Here is a 23,255-nt window from a genome sequence, read left to right on the forward strand (position 1 = left end):
ACCCCGATGAATGATTCGTCGATAATCAGCCCCACATGTGTAATTCGCCGGAATCGGTTAATCCGACAGCGAATCCGAGTCCGATCCGGCGGCCTCCTCTGCTGGGCAGCACGGCGTGGTAATTGCGTGGATCGAACAGCAATGCCTGTCCCACCGCTGGGCTCAGTGTGAATGACTCGGACTCGCCGACCACCGCGCTGCGATATCCATATGAATCGGGCAATCGGAATGATTCGTCGCCAGGCCCCCAGCGATGTCGCCATACGATCGTTTGCCCGCCGTCCTCGGGGACGCTCAGATAGAGATTGAATGCGAACTGCGCGACCAGGTTCACATCGACCAGCCTGCCAGGAAACTCGCGAATGGAATCATCGAAATGCACTTGGAAACCCTGGTTCGGCTCGCGGGCGACCCCCGGGCCGAGCTCTCTGCCGCCGGACCGCGCGATCCGCACCGCACCCGGCCAGTCGCGTCCCAGGCCCGCCCGGCACAGATCGAACGGGTCGTAGTCGAGGGGGAGGGCTGACCATGCTTGCCGACTGGAATCCAGTGCCGTCCAGTATGTTTCGGCGAGTACGCCGTCGACCCGATGATCGCTCACTCCGATGCCGAAGCGGAAAACCGGCGGGTCGACCCGCTTCGTGTCGTAGGCATCGAACGGAACCCGCGCGAGCGCGGTGAGCACATCCGAACATATCTGTGCCGGAAGGAAATCCGCGACCTGAATCGCGGCATACCGACCGGCCGCCAAGCCGGCGATGTGGTCGCGCTCGAATCCCGATGCCTCGACGGCGACGAAGAATGGATCGCGGGTGCAAACTGACGTCATGTCCACCTGCCCAGGGTTGGAGTGTGAAATACGGCGTCACCCAGGCACGTAGGTTCTCACAGATTCGGCGGGATCAAGCTCGATTAGGCCGTTTCGAGATGCTCTTCACGTTCGCCGGAAAATGGCTGTCAGGGCCAGGTGCGGCCGGGCGATGGGCTGGTGTCGAGCTCGGGCACACGCCGATCGCCTTCCAGTGTCGCCAGGACTATTTGGCGCGCGATCTCCTGTAGGCCCTGGGCCGGGCTGGAATAGTTGATCGTGCCGACAGGCATGGATGGTTCATCGAATTCGTTATCGGACCGTATCATTTCGGCCCCTCCCGCCGTGGCGACGATACTGGTTACGAAGGCCATGCTCTGGTCAACGCGACAAACATCGAAAGTGTTAGCAGCGCCGCGAATTACCGTACATCAGATTCGTCACAGTCGTTCGGCGGTTCGGGGCGTTGCTCGGGAAGTCGTTGCTGGATGTCTTCCCACAGCGCCATGATTCGCTCGAACAGCGGATCGGCGGGGTCGATCTGGGTGCGGGCCTGCTGTTGCAGCCGGTCCACGATCGCGGACGCGTCGTGCACTCTGGCCTGCCCGAGCAGCGCCATGGCCAGCGTCCGATGCGTGGTCAGCGACCAGCGCAGATTCGGATTCTCGGCCGGATCGTCCGGACTCTCGAACAGATCCAGTGCATACCGCGCCTCCCGTTCGGCCTCGGCGTACTGCTCGAGCTCGACGAGACAGCGCGCCAATGTCTGTCGTACCCAACGGGTTTCGATGCGTGTCTCCGGCCACTCCCGCAGGCTCACCGCGAGGATTTCGCGCAGCATCGGTTCGGCCTCGTCGGCACGGCGCTGATAGATGAGGGCGCGCGCCAGGCTGCGGCGGACAACGAGCGTGTCGGAGTGATCGGCGCCCCGGACGGTGCGCTCCAATGCGACGATGGCGCGCAACTCGGCCTCGGCTTCCGCCGCCCGGCCGTCCTGTTCGAGAATGGCGCGCGCGAGTTTATGGCGACTGGCCAGCGTGTCGGGATTACGCTCGCCGTCGGGCAGTCTCTCGGTGCGCAGTGCGAGGATCTGCCGGAACATCTGCTCGGCGACGCGTCGATCGCCACGCTCGAGCACGATCCGGGCCTGTTCGTGGCGGATGGCCAGAATCTCCGGGTCGTCCGGGTCCAGCAGACATTCGGCGCAATTGGTGATCAGTGCGCTCGCCAATTCGTGGGCGGGATCGAGGAATCCCCGCGCCACCAGATAGCGCAGCGTCAAACGGGCCAGATCGATCGCCTCGGCCACATTGGTGTGCTCCCGCAGTGGCCGGGGACCGATCAGCGCGGTGCGCGCGACGTGGGTGGAGTGGGCCACCAGCCGATTCCAGATCGGCCAGTGCGTCGGATCGTCCGGGTCGTGGTCCGCGACCAGTCTCGCGATCAGGGTCACCGCGAGCGAGTAGTACTCCGTATGCCGATCGCGGACATCGGCGTCTTCTCGCAGGAGGTAATGGATTTCCGGATGCAGGGACAGCACGTGCTCGATATCGGCCGGGGCATCAGCCTGAGAGCGCTGCAGTTGGATCAGCCCGACGTTCGCGAGTTCCTCGAGCGCGTGGGCGGCGGCGCGGGCTCCCGGCTCGGCGAACAGGTCGGAGCCCGCCAGTGCGTTGCCGGCGAACAACGCGTAGTACGGAATCGGCGCGATATTGAAGCAGGACAGCAGTTTCAGCAGCGCGGGCGCATCGGGGACGCCGCGATCGGTGACCAGGGACAGTGAGAGTTCGATGACCTCGCGGGTGAGATCCAGTCCGAGCGCCTCGTCCAGCTCGCCGGACGTCTCGTCCGGCGAGCGCCAGCGGCGCTGCATCGCGAGGCGATAGCTCTCGAACGTCCGCACCGAGTCCGGGCCCTCGAACACCCGGCGCGGCCGATTCGCCGATTCGAGATACTCGCCGGCCTGGCGCAGTCGCAGCGGGAGCCCGCCGAGTTCCGCCGACAGTTCCCGCGCCTGCACGACGCTGCCGCCGTCCGGGAAGATATCGCGCAGGACGGCCGCTCCCGCGAAGGCCTCCAGGGTGGGCACCGCATGAACGAGACTCCATGAGGCCCACACAGTTTCGCTGGCCTGCCGGCTCGTGACCAGAACACGCCCGTTGTCTCCGCTGGGTTCGCGGAGCCAGCCGGAGCCGTCCGACAAATGGGCGCCCGGCGCGGCGAGCGTGCGCGGATCGTCGGCATTGTCGAAGATCAGGAGCCAGGGGCTGTCCAGTTTGTTCAGCAGGCTCCAGACCAGATCCGACGGTCTGCTCATACCCATCCAGGCGCGTTCGATCTGATTGTCCGTCGCGCCGAGTTGGGTGGCGACCTCGCGCATTCCCCCATTGAGCCGCGGCATGCGAATCCACCACACCCGCATATCGCGACGCCGTGCCCGGGTAGCGATTTCCAATGCCAGTCGGGTTTTTCCGACACCTCCTTCGCCGGTGAGTATGTGAACCCGGGCATTGCGGTCGTGGTCTATTCCCGCGAGTAATCGATCCCGGCCGCGCAGGGGGCGGGTGAGTTCGGCCCACGGCGGATCAACGGTCACCGAGAGCTGCCCGTCCTCGGGGCTCGGAGGCTGCTGCTGCACGTGTGCCGTGGCCGCCACGGCTGTTAATGCCTGTTTCAGTACGAGATACGAGGTGTGGTCCGGACCGGAGGGTTTGATGATCGTGGAATGGTTCCCGGGCACCTTGCCGGTGTCGATGAATCCCCAGGTTGCGATATTCGGTGGCACCACTCCGTCATCGAGGCCTCCGTATGCCGCTATCGGAATGCGGCACTCGGTATCGCTGCGGCCGTGCGCGAAAACCACACGCTCGATGACGGTTTGGTGCGCCGACATCACCGCCTCGTTGAGCGGACGCAGCCATCGTTCCTGCGGATTGCGCCAGAACCACATCGATTTACGCAGGGAGAGAAAGAATTCCGAGCCGGTGGTCGGACAGGCGTACATGACGATCTGCCGAATCCGATGCAGCTCATGGGCTCTGCGCTGCAGGCATGACTCCGCCAGGTACTGCTGCACGGCGAGTCCGCCCTGACTGTGGGTGACCAGCACGATCGGTTCGCCGTCGGGGAGCTTCGCCTTCAGATAGGTGCCCAGCGCCCCGCCGACATCCTGCAGATCGGCGATGCGCCGGTCCGGCCGCCCGTTGAACTTGGGGGAGGGATATTCGAAGTAGTGCAGTTCGAAAGCGCCTGCGATCTCGGGGTCTGCCGCGATCGCCGCGGTCATGGCAGACCAGGTCTTTCGCGACGAGAACAAACCGTGCACGAAAACGACGTGAACCCCCATGGCCAACCTCTTCGTAGAACATCCCCGACCGTCACCTTCTTAACAGATCGCCCCGGAACCGAGGGTGTGTTTCCGGTTGCGAAAGCCCCACGAATCGGATGCCGACTGCTGCCGAGCGAACGTGCATGGGAATGATGGTGAGTCGTAAGCGCGCGAGTTTCCGAATGTGGAGGTGTCGGTGGTTCAGGGGTTCGAGATTCGCCAGGCTCGCGCCGGGGAGTTCGACGCGATCGGGGAACTGACCGTCGAGGTCTATGTCGGTGAGGGTCATATCGACCCGCGGAGTGACTATGTCGCGGAGCTGGCCGATACCGCGAAGCGGGCGGGGCTGGCGCAGATTCTGGTCGCGGTGCGGGCGGGGGTGGTCGCCGGATCGCTGACGGTGGCTCGGCCGGGGACGGAATTCGCGGATATCGCGCGGCCGGGGGAGATGGAGTTCCGGATGCTGGCGGTGTCCAAGGGGGCGCGCGGGGCGGGGGTCGGGTCCGCGCTGGTGCGCGCGGTGATCGAGCTCGCGCGGGACGAGGGCTTCGACGCGGTGGTGCTGACCACCATGGGCGGGATGGCTGACGCACGGCGGATGTACGACCGGATGGGTTTCGTTCATGTGCCCGAACGTGATTGGTTCACGATGGCGGGCAATCCGTTGACGGTGATGCGGATGGGGCTCGCCGAAGCGGGGTGAGTGCCCGGACGCGGTCGGGCGATCGCGCGGGTCGATGACGCGTGCTTCCGCGCTGTCCGCACCGGATGTGGGCAGCCGCCGCGGAAAGGGTTGTGCCCGCACGCGATCGGGTGAGGATCGCATGCGGGCGGGTGTCAGGTTCGGGGGTGGATCAGGTCAGGGTGCCGTCGATGCAGAGACTCGATGTGCGCCAGGTGGATTCGGGCGCGGCGGAATCGAACGGCCACTGGGAGATGGGGGCGGCGGCCTTCCAGAGGGTGATGCCCTCGGGGAGACGGACCACCTGGTAGATGTCGTCGGTGCCGGGGATGAGCTGGTCCCCGACGCAGTAGTCGTTGTAGCTGGTGCCGGGTTGCCGGGCGCCGGGGCTGAATCGATCGGCCGGGGCGGTGCGGGCGCCGGGGTTGGACACGGTGCTCGCGCGGTCGGTGTTCGCGCCGCGGACCCAGTACGGCGCGCCGCGATCGGTGCCGCAGCGGTACTCGCTGCCACCGGCGATGACTGTCGCGTTCGGTGCGAAAGCCTTACCGGCCCAGAGGCATTCGGCGGCCGGGCGGGTCTTGCGCTCCTCGGCCTCGGCGATGCCCGCGCCCAGCGGGAGCCCGGCGGCGGTCAGTGCGGCGATCGCCAGCGGGGTGACGGCCGCGCGGCGCATGCGACGGGTGCGGGGTGTGAGGGTCATCGTGGTCATCGTCGATTCCTGCTCTCGTCTCACGGTCAGCACCAGGTGGCGTGGGGCCGGCAGACGGCCCAGCCGCCGTCGGAGCCCTCGATCGGGGTCCAGGTGGTGGGTTGGCCGCCCGCGCCGGTGCGGGGAGCGGACTGCGGCGCGGGGACCCGCTCGGATCCGGGGTTCCGGTGCTGGTTCTGCAGAACGGGATTCGAGTCGCGGTGGTGGAACCCGTACGGATCTATGTGGTGCGCGCCGGTGGTGTCGCCCTCGTACTTGCCGGGACGATGGTTGAACGGCCCGGCGCGGTTGGGCTCGTCCACACCGGGGCGGCCCGGCGCGCTGGCGCCCGGGCGGCCGGAGTTGCCGTCCTCACGCGAAAGCGATTCCGCGGTCGCGGTTCCCGCCGCGATGGTGACCGCGGCGGTCGCGCCGACGAGTTGCGCGACGGTGAGGGAGATCCGCCGGATTCGTGGCGCCTGCGGTGATCGGTGGAAGTGCTGCATGGGGCGTCGTTGCCTCTCTGCTCACGTGTACTCCGGTCACTGGATTGTGACTTATCTACGTAGCTAGATAGTAGGTCATCTACTGAGTCGGATAGTAGATATGGACCAACCTCACACCCGATACTCAGCAAAGACTCATGCGGCACACAGCAGAACGCACCGGTGTGAACCTCACACCGGTGCGCGAAATATCGGAAAAGATCAGCCCAGAACGGTGGCCACGATCCCCGCGAGGTACCCCAGCCGCGCGATCTCGGACGGCCGGAAATCCGGTCCGCCCGGACGGCCGAGCAGCAGCGCCTTGCCGGTGTTGCCCAGCGGCGCGGCGGCAAGCTTGGTGTCCATGTCCCGCCACAGTTGCGGAACCCAGTCGCTGTCACCGTCGAGCAGCGCGGGCTTCTCCAGCGGCATCCACGGCGCGGCGGCGGCCTGGGTGGACGGCGCGCTCTGCGAGCCCACCACCCGGAACGCGCCCTGTGGGCCCATGTCTATGACGGTGCTCCAGCCGACCCGCAGCACCCGCGGAACCCCGTCGACCAGCACTTGCAGCCGGTCGTCGCGAGCATTGGCGACCTGGTCGATGAGTTCGAGTTCGCGGTGGGTGTCGAGCATCCCGGAGTACGGTCGCAGCGAATCCACCTGCACGTCGTGCAGGGATTCGGCGGCGGTGATCAAGGTGTCCGGCAGTGCGCCCGGCGCGACTTCCACCACGATGTCGTCGATCGCGAAGCCCTCACCGCGTTCCACGACGTCGAGCGAGAGGATGTCGGCGCCGACGGAACCGAGCGCGAGGGCGAGTGAACCGAGACTCCCTGGGCGATCCGGAAGTTGCACGCGAAGCAGGTATGACACGTGCCTTCCTTTCTTTGTTGTGCGACCGAAACTTTCGGACGTATACCCGAGTCCCGCAATACTTACACCCCTGGGACAGGGTTATCGAATCGAAGCGTCCGTAGTGATGTAGGCCACTTACCGAGCGGTTACCTATCAACGGTAGCTGGTCCGGGCGACTCCTGTGGCGGACGGCCCGGTGTGACTCGCTAGGCTGTCGGGTGGCCGAATCTCCATGCCCGAACCACGCCGAAAGGGGTCCCGCGGTGCCCGCCATCTCCAGGGACGAGGTTGCACACCTCGCCCGGTTGTCCCGGCTCGCTTTGACGGATGACGAACTCGATCTCTACGCCGGTCAGCTGGATTCCATCCTGACCCACGTCGCGCAGATCTCCGAGGTCGCCGCCGCCGATGTCCCCGCCACCGCGTCCCCGAATCCGGCGACCAACGTCACGCGCCCAGATGTGGTGCAGCCGTGCCTGACTCCGGAGCAGGCGCTTTCGGGCGCGCCCGCGGTCGAGGACCAGCGGTTCCTGGTTCCGCAGATTCTGGGAGAGGGCGAATGAGCGCTCGGGCCCGGATGCGGGAGCGGAGCGTAACCACCGTTCGTTCGCGAGAGGATGCAGCATGACGGACCTGACACAGTTGTCCGCCGCCGATCTCGCGGACAAGATCCACTCGCGTGAGGTCTCCTCGGTCGAGGTCACCGAGGCGCACATTCAGCGCATCGCCGCGGTCGACGGGGAGATCAACGCCTTCCTGCACGTCGCCGGTGAGCAGGCGCTCCAGACCGCCGCCGAGGTCGATCGCGCCATCGCCGCGGGGACCGTGTCCTCGCCGCTGGCCGGTGTTCCCTTGGCGCTCAAGGACGTTTTCACCACCACCGACATGCCGACCACCTGTGGGTCGAAGATGCTCGAGGGCTGGGTCGCGCCGTACGACTCGACGGTCACCGGCCGGCTGCGCGCCGCCGGTATCCCGATTCTCGGCAAGACCAATATGGACGAGTTCGCCATGGGCTCCTCCACCGAGAACTCCGCGTACGGCCCGACCCGCAACCCCTGGGACAAGGACCGCATCCCGGGTGGCTCGGGTGGCGGTTCGGCCGCGGCGCTGGCCTCGTACCAGGCTCCGCTGGCGATCGGCACGGACACCGGCGGTTCCATCCGCCAGCCCGCCGCCGTCACCGCGACCGTCGGCACCAAGCCGACCTACGGCACCGTGTCCCGTTTCGGCCTGGTGGCGTGCGCTTCCTCGCTGGATCAGGGTGGACCGTGCGGCCGCACCGTGCTGGACACCGCGCTGCTGCACGAGGTCATCGCCGGATACGACCCGCGCGACTCCACCTCACGCGACGTGCCGGTGCCGCCCGTGGTCGCCGCCGCCCGCCAGGGCGCGAAGGGTGATCTGTCCGGTGTGAAGGTCGGTGTGGTGAAGGAACTGCACTCGGACTCGTACCAGCCCGGCGTGATCAACTCCTTCGACGCCGCCGTCGCGCAGCTGAAGGATCTGGGCGCCGAGGTCATCGAGGTGTCCTGCCCGCACTTCGAGTACGCGCTGGCCGCCTACTACCTGATCCTCCCGTCCGAGGTGTCCTCGAACCTGGCCCGTTTCGACGCCATGCGCTACGGCATGCGGGTCGGCGACGACGGCACGCATTCGGCCGATCAGGTGATGGCGATGACCCGCGCGGCCGGTTTCGGCCCGGAGGTCAAGCGGCGCATCATGATCGGCACCTACGCGCTGTCCTCGGGCTACTACGACGCCTATTACGGTCAAGCGCTCAAGGTCCGCACCCTGATCGCGCAGGACTTCGACAAGGCGTACGAGTCGGTCGACGTGCTGGTCTCGCCGACCAGCCCGTTCACCCCGTGGAAGCTGGGCGAGAAGGTCAACGATCCGCTGGCCATGTACCTGTCCGACCTGTGCACGCTGCCGACCAACCTGGCCGGGCACTGCGCCATGTCGGTGCCCTCGGGCCTGAGCGGCGACGACGGTCTGCCGGTGGGTCTGCAGATCATGGCTCCGGCTCTGGCCGACGACCGGCTGTACCGGGTCGGCGCGGCGTACGAGGCCGCGCGCGGTCCGATCGCCTGACGTCACTGAAACAAACACTCTCCGCACCCCTTTCGCCATCCGGTCTTTCCGGTGGTGACAGGGGTGCGGTGCTTAACCACTGCGGTGGGTTCACCATGCCCGGTAGGCTGCACCTGGTCGGAATGGTGGAGGGTATCGGGGAATGTTGCGACGCGGTGAGTACTTCGCGGGCTATCTGATCGAGCGCGAAGTCGGCCGTGGCGGAATGGGTTCGGTCTACGCCGCTCGACATCCCCGGCTGCCCCGGCTCACGGCGCTCAAGCTGCTGCATCCGGAGATGTTCGGGGACCGCGAGACTCGGATCCGCTTCGAGCGCGAGGCCGACGTGGTGTCGCAGCTGGACCATCCGAACATCATCACGGTGTACGACCGCGGCGCCGAGGGCCAGCAGCTGTGGATCGCCATGCAGTTCGTGGACGGCATCGACTGCACCTCGCTGGGGCCGGATCCGGTGGATCCGCGGCGGGCCGTGCAGATCATCGTGCAGACCGCGGCGGCGCTGGATCACGCGCACTCCCAGGGCGTCCTGCATCGAGATGTGAAGCCCGCCAACATCCTGCTCTCGCGCTCGGGCGGCGTCGGGTTCAGCGAGCGCGTCCTGCTGAGCGATTTCGGCATCGCGCGGGTGCTGGACGACAATATCCAGCTCACCCGGACCGGAACCTTGAACGCGACCCTGGCGTACGCCTCCCCGGAACAGCTGACCGCGGAGTCGCTGGATCACCGGTCCGATCAGTACTCGCTGGCGTGCACGCTGTTCCGGATGCTGACCGGGCGCGGCCCGTTCGACGCCACCAATATCGCGACGGTCATGCTCGGGCACATCCAGTCGCCACCTCCGGAGGCCGATTCGCTGCGGCCGGATCTGCCCGCCGCGTTGAACGCGGTGCTGGGCAAGGCGCTGGCGAAGAACCCGAACGATCGATACCGATCGTGCAGCGAATTCGCCGAGGCGGCATGGGAAGTGGTGAGTTCGGCGCCGCCTGGCTCGGGGGTGTACACGCCGCCCGGGTCGGGGGTGCGCACACCCGCGTCCGGGTTCGCCCGGCACGAGGGTGAATCGGTGCCGACCCGACTGGGGTCGACGCCGGTCGGGAAAGCGCCGTCGACTCGGCGCGAGGAGAGTTCGTCACCGCACGAGAGCGGTTCGGCCGAGAACCCGCCGCCGTCCCGGGATCGGCACGCCTCGCTGTCCAAGTACGACATCGTGCCGCTCTCGCAGTACGAGATCGTGCACGGTTGCCTGCTCGGCGGTGCGGTCGGCGATGCGCTGGGCGCCCCCGTGGAGACGATGCTGCTGCGAAACATCCAGCAGCGCTACGGGGTTCGCGGCGTCACCGGCGGGCCCGAGACGTACAAGGGCCGTATCTCCGATGAGACGCAGCTGACGCTGTTCACCGTGGAGGCGCTGATCCGCGGTTCGGTCGCGGCGCGTTCGAGCGGTGCCGGCGGCGCGACGCTCGGCATGATCCAGGAGAGCCTGCTGGTATGGCTGCGCGGGCAGGGCATCTCGGCCGCACCCCTGCCCGAGCAGCCGTTTCCCCTGCGCAGCAGACTCACCCGGCACGCGGAGCTGATGAGCTACCGCGGACCGACTCATGCCACCGCCAACGCCATCCAATTGGTGGCCGCGCAGCAGCAGCCCGGATCTCCGCTGGGGACCCGGGACACACCGATCAACGACTCCAAGGGGTGCGCGGCCGTGGTCCGCGCCGCGCCCTGCGGGCTGATGAACTCGATCGACGCGGCCTTCGAATTGGGCTGTGACGCGGCGGCGCTCACGCACGGGAATCCGAGTGGCTGGCTGCCCGCCGGGACCCTGGCCGCCATGGTCTTCGGGCTCTCGCGCGGGCTGGATCTGGGCACCGCGCTGGAGCAGGCCAGTGCGCTGCTGTCCAAACAGCGGCACTTCGAGGAGACCTCCCGGCTGCTGTCCGCCGCGATCCGGCTCGTGGACGATGTCGCGCACCAGAGCACGCCGATGCTGCAGGCCGAGGCACTCGAGACGCTCGGATCCGGATTCATCGGACCCGAGGCGCTGGCCATCGCGGTCTGCGCGGCGCTGTGCGCCGAATCCGCCGGGGGGACACCGGAACACATCTTCCGCACGGGGGTGTTGCTGTCGGTCAACCACTCCGGGGACAGCGACTCCACCGGGGCCATCTGCGGTGCGCTGCTCGGCGCCCGGCTCGGTGCGGCCGCCATCCCCGCGCAGTGGCACACGCCGCTCGACGCGGCGTCCGTGATCGAGAGCCTCGCCACCGACTTCTGCTCCGAGTTCGGGCCGAATCCGCCGGTGAACGCCCTCGGTGAACCGCCGCAGGAGTGGCGCGCCCGGTATCCGGGGTGAGTGTGGCTCAGCAGCTGCCCAAGGCCGACCCCTGGTCGGTGCCGTAGCGGTGGCCGTGTCCGGAGGGGGCGTTCAGGGCGGCCAGGAGATCGGCGCTGGTCTGCAGGAAGCTCAGAACCGGAATCCAGTGCGGCACGGGGGCATCGGGTCGGGTGCCGGTGAGGTTCGCGGGCTGCCACAGCAGAGACGGTGACCAGTGCACCACCGGGTCCGAGGCATTCGCCAGGACGGTCGCGCCACCGCGGTGCACCTGCCCCGCGGGCGGACCGGCCCACAGCACCGAGCAGGTGCGGCGGTCCTGATCGGCGTCGTCGGTGAAGACCGAGCTGCCGCCGAGAGCGCCCAGACTCTGTCCGTACACATAGAGCTTCGGTGCGTGCGGCATGATCGAAAGCCGTTGCTCCACAGCGGTGAACAGCGCTCGCGCGGAGGCCTCGGCCGCGTCGCGCCCGAACATGAACGTCACCCAGCTGGGTGCGTCCGAGTACTGCAGCCCGACCAGCGCCACATCACCCCCGAACCGTTCGTCGATGCCACGCGCGGCCTCGCCGTCGATCCATCCCGACCCGGTCGGCACCGTCACCACGAGGTTCCCGCGCTCGAACCCGCCCGACCGCTCCAGCTCCCGAATCGCCAGTGTCACACGGGCATTGAGATCCGCTGCCGAATTCAACCCGACGTACACCCGTACGGCCCGAGTCGGACTCCCCGCCACGAACCGCCGCCCCTGCGCTCCTAGGGATGGCCAGCTGGCCATCGACCCCGGACTTCCGGATCGGGTGGCCGAAACAGGCTGCGCGACAACCGGATCCACATAGGCGTTGGTGGCCGCGTACGTGGCCTTGCGCCACTCGACGATCGTCGGCACGACGGCGAGCTGGACTCCGACCCCCAGCACCGCCATCAGCACGGCACTGCGGAGCAGGCCGATCCGCCGCACCGCCCATCGAATCCCCCGGCAGCATCCCACCACGACACCCACCAGCATCGCGGTCTCCACCGCCCAGTGCACCCAGTACCAGTGCCCCACGGCCGCAACCCCCATCGCGTCCCGCAGCCGGTTCTGCCATTCCTGCGCCTGTGAGATCGCCACCCCCACCCCGGCGACCGCGGCGGCGACCACCAGCACCCGAACCCGGACCGTCCCGGCCGGCCCTGAGGACCCGAAGCGCCGCAGCACAATCCGCCCGATTCCCACCACCCCGAGCCCGATCGACACCAGCAGCGCCGTCACGATCGCCTGAGCTCCCGGCGTCCGAGGCAGCAATCCCGGTGCGAGCGAGGCGAACACCCCGGCCGCCACCCCCACACTGGTCCCCACCCGAGGCGCCCGGACGCTGACCGGACTCCGCAGTCGGCGTGCACCCCGTTGTCTCGCAACGGAGGCGGCCGGATCCGCCCCTGCGTCCGGCTGCGGACCGAACCCGCCGGTCGTGCCGGTGATATCGGGGGCGAAGGCTTGCGAGGTCGAGCCACGAGACATGTCGTACCGTCCTGAATCGAGTTGTCCCAGTGCGGGATCGGTGTTCACGGGTGTGGATCCGCCCATGTGGTCACTCCGCCCGGAGAGCGGGCGGGGTGGTGCGGCGGGTGCGGCGGCGCAGCAGGGCCGCCGCGGCTCCGACGGCGGCGGCGAGGAGGGCGAAGATCATGGAGTCGCGCAGGTGGCTGGATGGTGAATCGGCCGAGTCGAAGAAGGTCTCGTGGATGGGGACGCCGTAGTCCTGGCGGATGGAGTTGAGGTCCACGGCGGTGGTGGCGATGGTGGCCATGACCTGGCACCGAGCGCGCGCGATGGCGTCGGGGCGGGTAGCGCAGGCGGCGTGCATGCGCTGTTCGAGGGCGGCGTCGACGCTCTGGCGGGCCCAGGGGCCGAGCGGCTGGCCGTGATCGCCCGCGTAGCGGAGCAGGTCGTAGCCGAGGTCATGGGCCTTGCAGGCGAGGGTGAACTCCGCCGGAAGGGTCACCGGGGAGGAGCAGTCGCCGTGCGGGTTCACCAGGAGCCCGTCTTCGAGCACGGGCTCGTACCCGGACCCCGCGGCGAAATCGGCGGGAATGGTCGCCGGATCCGGTTGGGCGGCAGCCGATTCCATCAGTGCCACCCGCGCACCGGCGTTCTCGGGGGCGAGGGGCAGGCTCGCGGCCGACGCCGACGAGGGCGCGAAGACCACCGCGACGGAGAACAGCAGGGTCGTCGCGGTGGCCAGCAGACCCGCGCGGCGCAGCGGATCGAGCCGAGTGCTCTCGGGCTGTGACGAGGGACCACCCGCGACGTCGGACCGATTCACGGCGGCGGCCGAGCCGAGGCGAACGTGCGCGGCGGAGTGGGGCCGGCCGATCGGGGTGGAACGGGGCGTGCGGGCCGGGGAGGACGGGAACGCTCTCATGCCGCTGACGCTAGGAATCGGGGCGATATCAGGGCGTCACGCTGGGGACGTGTTCCCTTGTGAGCGAGGCGGGGGAGCCGGGCGCGACGGGCGGTACCGGAGTAGGGGGTACGAGATCACCCGGGGGTATGACGTGCTGGCACCACCGATTCTCTACCGTCGAAGACATGCTCGGAAAGTCTGTGGCGATAAGTCGCCCCAAGTCCGCACGGCTGTGGGTCGACGCGCTCACGGTCCTGGTCGCGATCGTGTTCATCGCGGTGGCGTGGCCGACACTGCACCTCACCCATCAGGTTCCGGCGGCGGCGCAGCCGTTCATCGCCGGGTTCGCGGCGTTCCCGGTCCTGCTGGTGCGGGTGAATCCGGCTCTGGGGTGGGCGGTTTCGGCCGGCTCGGCGCTGCTGATCGCGCTGGCGGTGCCGCATCAGCCGGGCAATACGCTGCCCTTCCAGGTGGTGCACATCCTGGCGCTGTTCACGCTGGTGTTCGCCGTCGCGGTGCGCTCGCCCATGCAGATCGTCGGGGTGGCCTGGCTCTCCACCTCGCTGCTGTTCGCCACCACCATGGCGCAGACCGGGGACAGTTTCGCCGAGGCCGGGTTCGGGTGGCCGATCGCCATCACCGGCCTGGTCGTGTTCGGGCTGCTGGTGCGCTGGCTGGCGGTATCGCGCCAAGCGCTGCTCAAGCAGGAGGAGGAGACCGAGCTCGAGCGTGCGCGGCGCGCCATCCTCGAGGAGAAGGCCCGGATCGCCCGCGATCTGCACGACGTGGTCGCGCACCACATGTCTATGGTGGTGGTGCAGGCCCAGACCGCGCCGTACCGGATCGACGGCCTGTCCGCCGACGCGTGCGCGGAATTCGACTCCATCGGTTCGGGGGCCCGCGCGGCGCTCAACGAGATTCGCGGACTGCTGGGAGTACTGCGGAGTGACGGGCAACTCCCCGAGCACGCGCCGCAGCCCACCGCCTCGGACGTCGTGACCCTGTGCGAGGGCGCACGCCGAGCGGGCGTGCCGATCACCTGGGTGATGGACGAGGGGCTCGCCGCGGTGCCCGACACCACCGGCCTGGCCGTGTACCGGATCGTGCAGGAGTCGCTGGCCAACGCCTCGCGGCACGCGCCCGGTGCGGCGATCACCGTGCGTATCGCCTTCGGCACCACTCTCACCTTGACCATCCGCAATGACCGGCCGGTCGGTGCGGGACACGTCGACACTGTCGGCACCCCCGGCAGCGGCATCGCGGGCATGCAGTCCCGGGCCGCGGCGGTCGGCGGCACGCTCATCGCGGGCCCTCGCCCGGACGGCGGATTCGAAGTGAACGCCACTCTCCCGGTGACCCAGGTGCTCGCCGCGGACGTGCCACTCGGCCTGGGCGCCTGACCTCGGAGTCGTACCGATACCCGCTTTCGGGAGTGATCCCGGGGGCGGGTATTTGCGTGTCGGAGGTGCGAAGTCGCGGCGGGCGGGCCGGTAAGGCGCGCGTTCTGGCAAACTCGGAGGCGTGCGTGAGGCGGGACTATGGCGATAACGGTGTTGATCGCCGATGATCAGGCGATGGTGCGGCAGGGCTTCGGGGCATTGCTGGCCGCGCAGGCGGACATCAGTGTGATCGGCGATGCGCCGGACGGCAAAGCCGCTGTGGCGGAGGCGAAGCGGCTGCGCCCCGATGTGGTGCTGATGGACGTGCGCATGCCCGAGATGAACGGTCTCGACGCGGCCCGGGCGATCCTGTCGGCCGGGTTCGATCCGCCGGTGCGGGTTCTCATGCTCACCACCTTCGACATCGACGACTACGTGTACGAGGCGCTCACCATCGGCGCGAGCGGATTCCTGCTCAAGGACGCGCCCGCCGAGGAGCTGGTGCGCGCGGTCCGCGTGGTCGCGGCCGGAGACGCCCTGCTCGCGCCGACCGTCACGCGCCGCCTCATCGCCGATGTCACCAGGCGCCGGGCCCGGCGCGCCCCGGCGCCGGCCCTGTCCGCCCTCACCCCGCGCGAGCGGGAAGTGCTCGAACTGGTGGCGCGCGGCATGTCCAATGTGGAGATCGCCGAATCTCTTTTCGTGGCGGAACAGACGGTGAAGACCCATGTGTCGAAGGTGTTCGCCAAACTGAATCTGCGCGATCGTGCGCAAGCGGTCGTACTGGCCTACGAAAGTGGTCTGGTAACCCCCGGCTGACCTGCCGATCGGCTGGTCAGCGGGGTAGGCTCACGGACTCGTACGTCACCGGAAGGGGGTCGTCGACTTGTTGAACAGCGGTGATGTGTTCGCCGGATTCATCGTCGAGCGGCTGCTCGGACAGGGCGGGATGGGCTCGGTCTATCTCGCTCGCCACGCTCGCCTCGGCCGGCTGACGGCGCTGAAGCTGATGAACCGGGAACTCTACGCGGAGAAGGAGATCCGGACGCGCTTCGAGCGCGAGGCCGATCTCGTCGCGCAGCTGGATCACCCCAATATCGTCGAGGTGTACGACCGCGGCACCGAGGACGAACAGCTCTGGATCTCCATGCAGTACATCGACGGGGTCGACGCCGCCGGCGTGAACGTCATGACGCTGCCGCCCGAGCGGGCCGTGCAGATCATCGAAGGCGTCGCCGCCGCACTCGATTACGCGCACGGCATGGGTGTGCTGCACCGGGATGTGAAGCCCGCCAACATCATTCTGGCTCGTGCGGTGGCCGGCCACGGCGAGCGCGTCTTCCTCACCGACTTCGGCATCGCCCGTCTGCGCGAGGACTCCACCCATCTCACCCAGGCCGGCATGTTCACCGCCACCCTGGCCTACGCCTCGCCCGAGCAGATGACCGGCGCGCCCCTGGACCACACCACCGACCAGTACTCCCTGGGCTGCGCCCTCTACTGGCTGCTGATCGGCGCGGGCCCGTACGACTCGCCCAACCCCACCGACCTGATCAACGGGCACCTCCAGCTCCTGCCCCCACCGGTCAGTCTGCGCCGCCCCGGCCTCACCCAGGCCATGGACGCCGTGATCACCAAGGCCATGGCCAAGCGCCCCACCGACCGCTTCGCCTCCTGTACCGAGTTCGCCAAGGCCGCCCGCCGCGCCCTCACGGCCAAGACCATTCAACTCCCACCGCCCATCCCCCCGATGCCGGTCTACCCGCCCGCCTATCCGCCCATGGCCCCCGGTTTTCCCCAGCCCCCCGGTTACCCGGCCGGGCCGTACCCCGCATCCCCGCTGCCGCCCTACGCGGCACCCAATTACCCAGCCCCCCAGGGCTATTCGCCACCGGTGTACGCACCCGCCCAACCGGCGGCCGCCCAGCCCCCGCAGCCTGCCGCGCCTCCGCACGCAGCCCAACCGGCGCCCCCGCATACGGCTCAACCCGCACCCCCGCTGTCGTCTCAACCGGCACCTCCCTATGCGGCTCAGCCCGCGCCTTCGCATGCTCCGCAGCCCGCGCCACCGCACGTCGCTCAACCGCAGCCCGCGCCTCCCGGGTACGGCGTACCGTCCGCCCCCACCTATCGGACGCCTCCGCCGCAACCCGCGCACCCCGCACCGAATCCGTTTCCCGGCCAGGATGATTCGTCCCAGCGCACCGACCTCCTGCCTCGCCCGGGCTCCGCACACCCGAGTGCGGAGAACCTCTCCGAGCAGCGGACGGACCTCCTCGAACAACCACGGCTCGCGCACCAGGCGCCCTTGGAATCCGCTTCCGCCCCGGTCGATTCCGCTTCCGCGCCGGTTGACTCCGGCCCCGCCTCCGCCGATTCCGGTTCGGTGCCTGCTGATTCCGCCTCCGCGCCGGTCGATTCCGGTCCCGTATCCGCCGAATCCGATCCCGCACGGGCAATCACCGAGAGCGCACCCAGGCCGGTAGTCCCTGTTCGGTCCGGCCCTACCGCCCTGGGGCCTTCCGGCACCGAGCAACAGCCTGCCGAACCGGGAGCACCCGGCGGCGATGCGCAGCACTCGGTGAATGCCGCTGCAGTGCACGAGGATTCGGATGCGGGCGATTCCGTGCGCGGTGACGGGGCGGGTCCGGAGAGTCGTCGGACCGAACCGGCCGAGGGGCAAGATCGTGCGGCGTCCGGTTCCCGTGATCCGTCCACCAGTGCGACCGCTCGCGCCACCGACCCGGCTCCGGGCGCCGAAGGAGACATGCGGCCACCGGGGTTCGCATCGGAAGGTCCCGCGGACCCGTCACCGACGCGCGGGAAGCTGGAACCCGCTGCGGCCGGGGGTCATTCGACAATCAGCCCGCCGCAACCCTTGGCCTCGGGAGATCGTTCCGGGCCGATGCCTCTGCCTGCGGCATCGGACTCGGGCATGCCGGACAAGGGCGCTGGCCTCCCGACCGAAGCGATCGGTCGCACGTCGGGTGCCGGACTCGACGATCGAGCCTCGGTGGCGCAGGTCTCCGACTCCGCGACACCCGGCGATGATGCCGAGCAGGAGGATCGAGTCGAAAGGCATCCCGTCTCGGGAGCTTTCGTGCCGTCGCGGGGAACCTCCGGGCTCGGTGCGCTGTATCTGCGGCGTCGAGGTGCGGCGAAATCGCGGGCGAGTGCGTCGCCGGACGAAGGCCCGTCCGATTCCGGAGCGAAGGAACGCGACGCGGTGGTCGGCGAACCGTTGGCCGACAGTGCGGTCGGCGAGGGCCCCTCGAGCGCGAAAGCGGCGGATTACCAGGAAGATTCGGACGATGTGCAGATCGTGATCGGTGGTGGGGTCGACGTTCCAGGATACGCGGGAGCGGGTGGCCCGCGTGCCGGTGACGCACGCCGATCGGAGCCGGGCCTCGCACCGGGCAGGTTCGGCGCCGAGCAGCGCCCCGCGATCGGGCAGGGCCGGTCGGAGCCATCGCAGACCACCGCTCTACTCGTGCTGGGGCTGGGTTTGCTCGCCCTGGTCTTGATGCTCGCCCTCGTCGTGGTGGTGGTATCCGGCTAGGGCAGGCACGGTTGCCATCGGTTGTGAGCGCCGCGGTGGGTTGTCACGGCAGTGTCCTCCCGAGGGCGGGCCGATGACGCCGGCTTTACCGGTCCGCTCCGGTGCGGAGCATTCGGAATTACGGCATCGACCCCGCCTCGCCTCGGCTGTGGATCGGTCAGGGGCACGTCCTCGGTGGTAGGTGTAGCTTGGAGGTGTCTGCGTCGTATGTCTACGGCGTTGACATATGAAGAGGTGAGGCAATTGTCGTCAATCGAACAAGCCACCCCCATCGACGCAGCGCCGGTCGAGTCCTTCTGTGCGGCATGCCCGCACGACCGGGAAGCCCATGCCGGAGTCGGTATCCGCTTCTGCTCCGCGACCGCGACCAGCGGCTTGGACAGAAGGTGCGTCTGCATCCTCCCGGCCGAGCACGAAAAGACCTACTACCGGCGATAGTGGTGCCGCCGTCCCGCCGAGGTCGACGCGCCTGGGTGAAATCCGGTCGGTAGTTCGCGGAGTAAGTCGAATCGCGCACATCGGCGGCCGATCGGGGTGGGCCCGATTTCTGAGCGGCGCACGACTCGGGGGATGTGGCCGAGTCGGAGATCGCCGCCGCCGTCATGACCGCCGCTTCGGCAGCGGCACGGAGTTGTGCGCGCAGTCGCGAGCGTGGGATCGCAGCGACCATCCCGATCGAATGTGATCGGACCACCCACCGCCAGACCAGAGGCTCGGCTGACGGCCGCCCGCTGACTCTGGCCGGCGCGCGCGGGTCCGCGCTCGGGCTCACACCAGCTTGTGAAGCATGCCCCGGCTGCGCAGGAGTGAGGGGTGCGCAGGGGGTAGGGGTGCGAGGGGGTGAGGGGTGCGAGGGGTGCGAGGGGGTGAGGGGTGCGAGGGGTGCGAGGGGGTGAGGGGTGCGCCCGGTTCGGGGACGAGTGGGTCCAGAGAGTTCAGAGCTCCGGTTCTCACCGGGCGCACAGCAAGTCCAGCACCCCGGGAGCGAACCGACAATCGAACTCCGCGTGTCTCCTGAAAGTTTGCGAAACCTCCAGGTCAGCATTCATAGCGCATGGGAGCATCGTTCACAGTGACCGAAAATTGTCTTCGTGGGGGAGGATTCGATGTCCGATCGGGGTTCCACGCTGCCGCGCCGTCAACTGGGGAGATATCTCCGAGAGGGCCGGATGCAATGCAATATGACGATCGCGGAGGCGGCCGGCCTCATGGAGTGGAGCGAATCCAAACTCCAGCGTCTGGAAACCGGTAACGCCGAAAAGATTCGGGTTCTGGACATTCGGGAGCTCTGTCGCATTTACGACTTCGACGACGAGTTCACCACGGCCCTGGCGAACCTCGCTCAGCAGGCCAGCGTCAAGTCCTGGTGGCACGAATACGACGACGTGGTGCCCGAGGGCTTCAATGTCTATGTGGGCCTGGAGGCTTCGGCTCGCTCGCTGGTCTCCTACCAACCCGATCTGATCCCCGGCCTGCTGCAGACCGCGGACTACGCGCGCGTCCTGATCAATGATTACTGGCCGGATGCTGGAAGCGACCGTTTGGACCGTCGGGTGCAGCTGAAGACCCGCCGCCAGAGTCTGCTCACCCGTCGCCGCAGCCCCGCCACTTTCGATGTGGTGCTTCATGAAACCGCACTTCGGCGCGTTGTCGGCGACCCGAAGATCATGGCGGCGCAGCTGCGGCGCGTCGCGGATATGTCGACACTTCCAACGATAGCTGTTCGTGTACTACCCTTCACCGCGGGCGTCCCGCTCGGACATACCGTCGGGCCCTTCGTGATTGTGGATTTCGGCCGGGACAGCGGAAACCGACCGGTCGAACCCACCGTGGTGTACCTGGAGAATTTTCTGGGCGACCTCTACCTGGAGAAGCAGGCGGCGGTCGAGCGGTATCACCAGGCGTACCAATCGATCCGGCACTCGGCGCTGGACGAGACAAGCAGTAGAGACCTCTTGCGAAAGGCAGCGAAGGAGTACGCGACGTGAACGAAGCCGGCGCCAGATGGTTCAAGAGCGCCCGTAGCACCGGTGCGAAGGAGTGTGTCGAAATCGCTTTCCTACCAGGCGGAGTCGGAATCCGGGACAGTAAGAACCCCACGGGTCCGGCCCTGCTGTTCGGTCCGTCCGAATGGGATCGATTCACCCACGCATTGAGGAAGGGACATTTCGACCGTCGTTGACAGCGGCGCGTTCGCGAATGGTGCTGTACCGAACGATGAATCGGCCCACCGCACGGATGCGGTGGGCCGATTCAGTGGTCGAGTGGGTGATCAGCCGAAGAAGGCGGCGGCCTCGTGATACCGCTCGGGGGACACGAGTTTGAGTTGCTTGGTGGCCTCGGACAACGGCACCAGATCGATCTCGGTCCCGTGCAGTGCCACCATCTGCCCGAAGTTCCCGGCGTGCACCGCCTCCGCGGCGTGGACGCCGAAACGTGTTGCCAGCACGCGGTCGTACGCGGTGGGCGTGCCGCCGCGCTGCACATGGCCCAGGACGGTCACCCGGACCTCCTTGCCGATCCGCCGTTCGATCTCGGGAGCGAGCTGCTGGGCGACGCCGGTGAAGCGCACATGCCCGAATTCGTCGATGCCGCCGTCGCGCAGGGACATCGAGTCGGGGTCGGGATTGGCGCCCTCGGCGACGACGCAGATGAAATGCGAATCACCGCGCTGGAAGCGCCGCTTGACCATCGCGCAGACGTCGTCGACATCGAAGGGCACCTCGGGTACCAGGGTGAGATGCGCACCGGAGGCGATACCGGAGTTCATCGCGATCCACCCGGCGTGCCTGCCCATCACCTCGACCAGCATGACGCGCTGGTGCGATTCGGCGGTGGTGTGGATGCGGTCGATGGCTTCGGTGGCGATCGAGACCGCGGTGTCGTGACCGAAGGTGGTATCGGTGCAGTCGATGTCGTTGTCGATGGTCTTGGGCACGCCGACCACCGGCACGCCCTCGTCGGCGAGCCAGCTCGCGGCGGTCAGGGTGCCTTCGCCGCCGATCGGGATGAGGGCGTCGATGCCGTTGTCGTCGAGGGTCTGGCGAATGCGCGGGAGTCCGGCGCGCAATACGTCGGGATTGGTCCGGGCGGTGCCGAGCATGGTGCCGCCCTTGGTGAGCAGCCGGTCGGTGCGGTCGTCGTTGAGGATGTGGATCTTGCGATCCTCGAGTAGCCCGCGCCAACCGTCCTGGAAGCCGACGATCGCGTCACCCCAGCGGCCGTTCGAGGTACGAACGACGGCACGGATCACGGCGTTCAGGCCTGGGCAGTCCCCGCCTCCGGTCAAGACTCCGATGCGCATGGCGTCCATCTTGCCCTGAAGACGGTGTGGCGTGGGTCGCACCCCCGTGAAGGGTGGGTTAAGCCCTGCCCGGTGCCCACCGGAAGAACGATTCGGTGCCTGCCGGAAAAACGATTCAGTGCCTGCCGGAAGAACGATTCAGTGCGGCCCCGGGCAATTGCCGCCGCGCAGCTCGCTCACATGCTTGCTGATCAGCGTCGCCACCTTCGTCAGGATCGTGGTGCCCTCGTCGAAGGACCCCGAATTGGCCTGTGTGGCAATGGCGATGGCGACCTCGCCGCCCTCGACCGGAATCAGCCCGAACTGTCGCACCAGGTAGTTGCCGTTGACGTCGGGTCCCCAGCCACCCTTGAACTCGGCCCCGTCCAGATTGCCGAGCCCCCACCGCTGCCCCGAGCTGATCTTGCCCATGAGCGTGGTGACCGAGTCCGATTGCGGCAGGCACGGCAGGTTCGAGGCGAATTGCAGCTGGTCCGACAGCGACCAGTCGGACTGCCCGAACGCCGAGTAGTCCGATCGGGCGCGGGTGGCGGGCACCTTGGTGACCCCGTCTCCACCCTCGCGCAGGACCGATTCGACCGCGTCCGCCGCGGTCGTGGGCGTGCCCAGCGACTGCCACAGCGTGTCGGCCGCCGAATTGTCCGAAAGCGTGATGGCCGAACTGGCCGCCCCCGTGTAGCCCGAATTCTCGCGCAGCGCCGCGAGAGTCAGCGGCACCTTCATCGTCGACCAGGCAGGTCCGGTGGTCCAATCACCCAGCGCGACCACCCGGTCCCCGCCGACCGGCATGATCGCCAGCCCCACCTTGGCGTTCAGCGAGGGGCGCAGCTCGTTCACGAAATCCCAGGCCAGCGTGCCCGGAACGGTCACCACCATGCTGGAGGGGGCCGCGGCGCGCGCGGAGGCGGTGCCGGTGGGGTCCGGTAGTAGCACCGGCTTGCTGCCGCATCCGGTCACGACCACGGCCAGCAGCGCCGCCGCCCCGCAGCCGGCCAGTCGCGCCAGTCGTCCGCGTGGTCGTCCGGATCGGGGCGCGCCCGTCCCGGTATCGCGTGCGCCATCCAGAGCGTCGTGGGCTCCGCGCTGGTCAGCGGTCCGCGAATACGGTGCGTCCACCCCAATACCTCCATCATCCCCGGGTGCCGGTGAGTCCCTGTTTCCTAGCGGACCCACCCGCACCCGTCAATCGCAAGGATTGTTGTGCGGGACGGGTAGTGGGGTCAAACGCGGTGCGTAAACCTGCTTTTCAGGGCCTTTTGTCCGAATTGCCAAGGCTGCTCGGACTTGTCAACGGCACTCGAGCGCCCGCGAGCGAATGTCGGTGGCTTTCGAGCGGATTGTCGGTGGCTTT

General features: G+C 68.0%; 19 protein-coding genes. 10 read left to right on the top strand and 9 right to left on the bottom strand.

Annotated elements, in window-relative coordinates; genetic code table 11:
* Positions 1 to 25: 25 nt before the first annotated feature.
* Positions 26 to 829 carry a 2OG-Fe(II)-dependent halogenase WelO5 family protein gene (locus NJ1_RS13085; protein WP_067692509.1) on the bottom strand — a complete coding sequence of 268 codons (804 nt, stop codon included), beginning with the start codon at positions 827 to 829 and terminating at the stop codon, positions 26 to 28.
* A 400-nt stretch (positions 830 to 1,229) separates the two neighbouring features.
* Entirely contained in the window at positions 1,230 to 4,154 is a 2,925-nt protein-coding gene (locus NJ1_RS13095) for an alpha/beta hydrolase (protein WP_067692515.1), read from the bottom strand.
* A 178-nt stretch (positions 4,155 to 4,332) separates the two neighbouring features.
* On the opposite strand from NJ1_RS13095, the gene NJ1_RS13100 reads away from it, so the two are divergent.
* Complete coding sequence (locus NJ1_RS13100) at positions 4,333 to 4,839, top strand: GNAT family N-acetyltransferase (protein ID WP_067692958.1); 507 nt, start codon at positions 4,333 to 4,335, stop codon at positions 4,837 to 4,839.
* A gap of 151 nt (positions 4,840 to 4,990) precedes the next feature.
* Here the strand turns inward: NJ1_RS13100 and NJ1_RS13105 are convergent, their stop codons facing one another.
* The 3 genes from NJ1_RS13105 to NJ1_RS13115 form a co-directional block, all read right to left on the bottom strand.
* Positions 4,991 to 5,530, bottom strand: a complete 540-nt coding sequence (locus tag NJ1_RS13105; RefSeq protein WP_067692517.1) for a hypothetical protein — start codon at positions 5,528 to 5,530, stop codon at positions 4,991 to 4,993.
* Positions 5,531 to 5,556: 26 nt separating this feature from the next.
* Positions 5,557 to 6,015 (bottom strand): hypothetical protein, encoded by a 459-nt coding sequence (locus NJ1_RS13110; RefSeq protein ID WP_067692520.1) that lies wholly within the window; start codon positions 6,013 to 6,015, stop codon positions 5,557 to 5,559.
* Positions 6,016 to 6,216: 201 nt separating this feature from the next.
* Positions 6,217 to 6,867 (bottom strand): ACT domain-containing protein, encoded by a 651-nt coding sequence (locus NJ1_RS13115; RefSeq protein WP_067692522.1) that lies wholly within the window; start codon positions 6,865 to 6,867, stop codon positions 6,217 to 6,219.
* Between the two features lie 245 nt (positions 6,868 to 7,112).
* On the opposite strand from NJ1_RS13115, the gene gatC reads away from it, so the two are divergent.
* The 3 genes from gatC to NJ1_RS40970 all read left to right on the top strand — a co-directional run bounded on the left by gatC (position 7,113) and on the right by NJ1_RS40970 (position 11,293).
* Positions 7,113 to 7,412, top strand: coding sequence for an Asp-tRNA(Asn)/Glu-tRNA(Gln) amidotransferase subunit GatC (gatC, locus tag NJ1_RS13120; RefSeq protein ID WP_067692525.1), 300 nt, complete (start codon positions 7,113 to 7,115; stop codon positions 7,410 to 7,412).
* Positions 7,413 to 7,473: 61 nt separating this feature from the next.
* Positions 7,474 to 8,943 (top strand): Asp-tRNA(Asn)/Glu-tRNA(Gln) amidotransferase subunit GatA, encoded by a 1,470-nt coding sequence (gene gatA / locus NJ1_RS13125; protein ID WP_067692528.1) that lies wholly within the window; start codon positions 7,474 to 7,476, stop codon positions 8,941 to 8,943.
* A 142-nt stretch (positions 8,944 to 9,085) separates the two neighbouring features.
* Complete coding sequence (locus tag NJ1_RS40970) at positions 9,086 to 11,293, top strand: ADP-ribosylglycohydrolase family protein (RefSeq protein ID WP_218025180.1); 2,208 nt, start codon at positions 9,086 to 9,088, stop codon at positions 11,291 to 11,293.
* 7 nt (positions 11,294 to 11,300) lie between these two features.
* Here NJ1_RS40970 and NJ1_RS13135 read toward each other — a convergent pair whose 3' ends face one another.
* Positions 11,301 to 12,614 (bottom strand): alpha/beta-hydrolase family protein, encoded by a 1,314-nt coding sequence (locus NJ1_RS13135; protein WP_245717362.1) that lies wholly within the window; start codon positions 12,612 to 12,614, stop codon positions 11,301 to 11,303.
* A 232-nt stretch (positions 12,615 to 12,846) separates the two neighbouring features.
* Positions 12,847 to 13,680 (bottom strand): hypothetical protein, encoded by an 834-nt coding sequence (locus NJ1_RS13140; protein WP_157573926.1) that lies wholly within the window; start codon positions 13,678 to 13,680, stop codon positions 12,847 to 12,849.
* 167 nt (positions 13,681 to 13,847) lie between these two features.
* Between NJ1_RS13140 and NJ1_RS13145 the strand changes: the two genes are divergently transcribed.
* The 6 genes from NJ1_RS13145 to NJ1_RS37930 all read left to right on the top strand — a co-directional run bounded on the left by NJ1_RS13145 (position 13,848) and on the right by NJ1_RS37930 (position 20,782).
* Complete coding sequence (locus NJ1_RS13145; RefSeq protein WP_245717363.1) at positions 13,848 to 15,062, top strand: sensor histidine kinase; 1,215 nt, start codon at positions 13,848 to 13,850, stop codon at positions 15,060 to 15,062.
* Positions 15,063 to 15,200: 138 nt separating this feature from the next.
* Positions 15,201 to 15,860: a response regulator gene (locus tag NJ1_RS13150; RefSeq protein WP_067692534.1), complete on the top strand. Its 660-nt coding sequence runs from the start codon at positions 15,201 to 15,203 to the stop codon at positions 15,858 to 15,860.
* A gap of 67 nt (positions 15,861 to 15,927) precedes the next feature.
* Positions 15,928 to 18,600, top strand: a complete 2,673-nt coding sequence (locus tag NJ1_RS40180; RefSeq protein ID WP_218025181.1) for a serine/threonine protein kinase — start codon at positions 15,928 to 15,930, stop codon at positions 18,598 to 18,600.
* 207 nt (positions 18,601 to 18,807) lie between these two features.
* Positions 18,808 to 19,038: an RGCVC family protein gene (locus NJ1_RS40975; RefSeq protein WP_369690856.1), complete on the top strand. Its 231-nt coding sequence runs from the start codon at positions 18,808 to 18,810 to the stop codon at positions 19,036 to 19,038.
* Between the two features lie 668 nt (positions 19,039 to 19,706).
* Complete coding sequence (locus NJ1_RS13160; protein WP_067692537.1) at positions 19,707 to 20,588, top strand: helix-turn-helix domain-containing protein; 882 nt, start codon at positions 19,707 to 19,709, stop codon at positions 20,586 to 20,588.
* Positions 20,585 to 20,782 carry a DUF397 domain-containing protein gene (locus NJ1_RS37930; protein ID WP_084478091.1) on the top strand — a complete coding sequence of 66 codons (198 nt, stop codon included), beginning with the start codon at positions 20,585 to 20,587 and terminating at the stop codon, positions 20,780 to 20,782. Before NJ1_RS13160 ends, NJ1_RS37930 begins: the two co-directional genes overlap by 4 nt.
* 90 nt (positions 20,783 to 20,872) lie before the next feature.
* On the opposite strand, the gene NJ1_RS13165 is transcribed toward NJ1_RS37930, so the two are convergent.
* Positions 20,873 to 21,904 (bottom strand): ATP-dependent 6-phosphofructokinase, encoded by a 1,032-nt coding sequence (locus tag NJ1_RS13165; RefSeq protein WP_067692969.1) that lies wholly within the window; start codon positions 21,902 to 21,904, stop codon positions 20,873 to 20,875.
* A gap of 138 nt (positions 21,905 to 22,042) precedes the next feature.
* Positions 22,043 to 23,020, bottom strand: coding sequence for a serine hydrolase (locus tag NJ1_RS13170; RefSeq protein WP_245717365.1), 978 nt, complete (start codon positions 23,018 to 23,020; stop codon positions 22,043 to 22,045).
* Positions 23,021 to 23,255 lie beyond the last annotated feature (235 nt).

The organism is Nocardia jejuensis NBRC 103114 (assembly GCF_001613145.1).
Lineage (GTDB): Bacteria > Actinomycetota > Actinomycetes > Mycobacteriales > Mycobacteriaceae > Nocardia > Nocardia jejuensis.

Bases quoted from the DNA above. Each gene is read 5' to 3' on its own strand.
- NJ1_RS13085 (WP_067692509.1), bottom strand. From the start codon at position 829: ATGACGTCAGTTTGCACCCGCGATCCATTCTTCGTCGCCGTCGAGGCA.
- NJ1_RS13095 (WP_067692515.1), bottom strand. From the start codon at position 4,154: ATGGGGGTTCACGTCGTTTTCGTGCACGGTTTGTTCTCGTCGCGAAAG.
- NJ1_RS13105 (WP_067692517.1), bottom strand. From the start codon at position 5,530: ATGACCACGATGACCCTCACACCCCGCACCCGTCGCATGCGCCGCGCG.
- NJ1_RS13110 (WP_067692520.1), bottom strand. From the start codon at position 6,015: ATGCAGCACTTCCACCGATCACCGCAGGCGCCACGAATCCGGCGGATC.
- gatA (WP_067692528.1), top strand. From the start codon at position 7,474: ATGACGGACCTGACACAGTTGTCCGCCGCCGATCTCGCGGACAAGATC.
- NJ1_RS40970 (WP_218025180.1), top strand. From the start codon at position 9,086: ATGTTGCGACGCGGTGAGTACTTCGCGGGCTATCTGATCGAGCGCGAA.
- NJ1_RS13140 (WP_157573926.1), bottom strand. From the start codon at position 13,680: ATGAGAGCGTTCCCGTCCTCCCCGGCCCGCACGCCCCGTTCCACCCCG.
- NJ1_RS13145 (WP_245717363.1), top strand. From the start codon at position 13,848: ATGCTCGGAAAGTCTGTGGCGATAAGTCGCCCCAAGTCCGCACGGCTG.
- NJ1_RS13150 (WP_067692534.1), top strand. From the start codon at position 15,201: ATGGCGATAACGGTGTTGATCGCCGATGATCAGGCGATGGTGCGGCAG.
- NJ1_RS40975 (WP_369690856.1), top strand. From the start codon at position 18,808: ATGTCTACGGCGTTGACATATGAAGAGGTGAGGCAATTGTCGTCAATC.
- NJ1_RS13160 (WP_067692537.1), top strand. From the start codon at position 19,707: ATGTCCGATCGGGGTTCCACGCTGCCGCGCCGTCAACTGGGGAGATAT.
- NJ1_RS13165 (WP_067692969.1), bottom strand. From the start codon at position 21,904: ATGCGCATCGGAGTCTTGACCGGAGGCGGGGACTGCCCAGGCCTGAAC.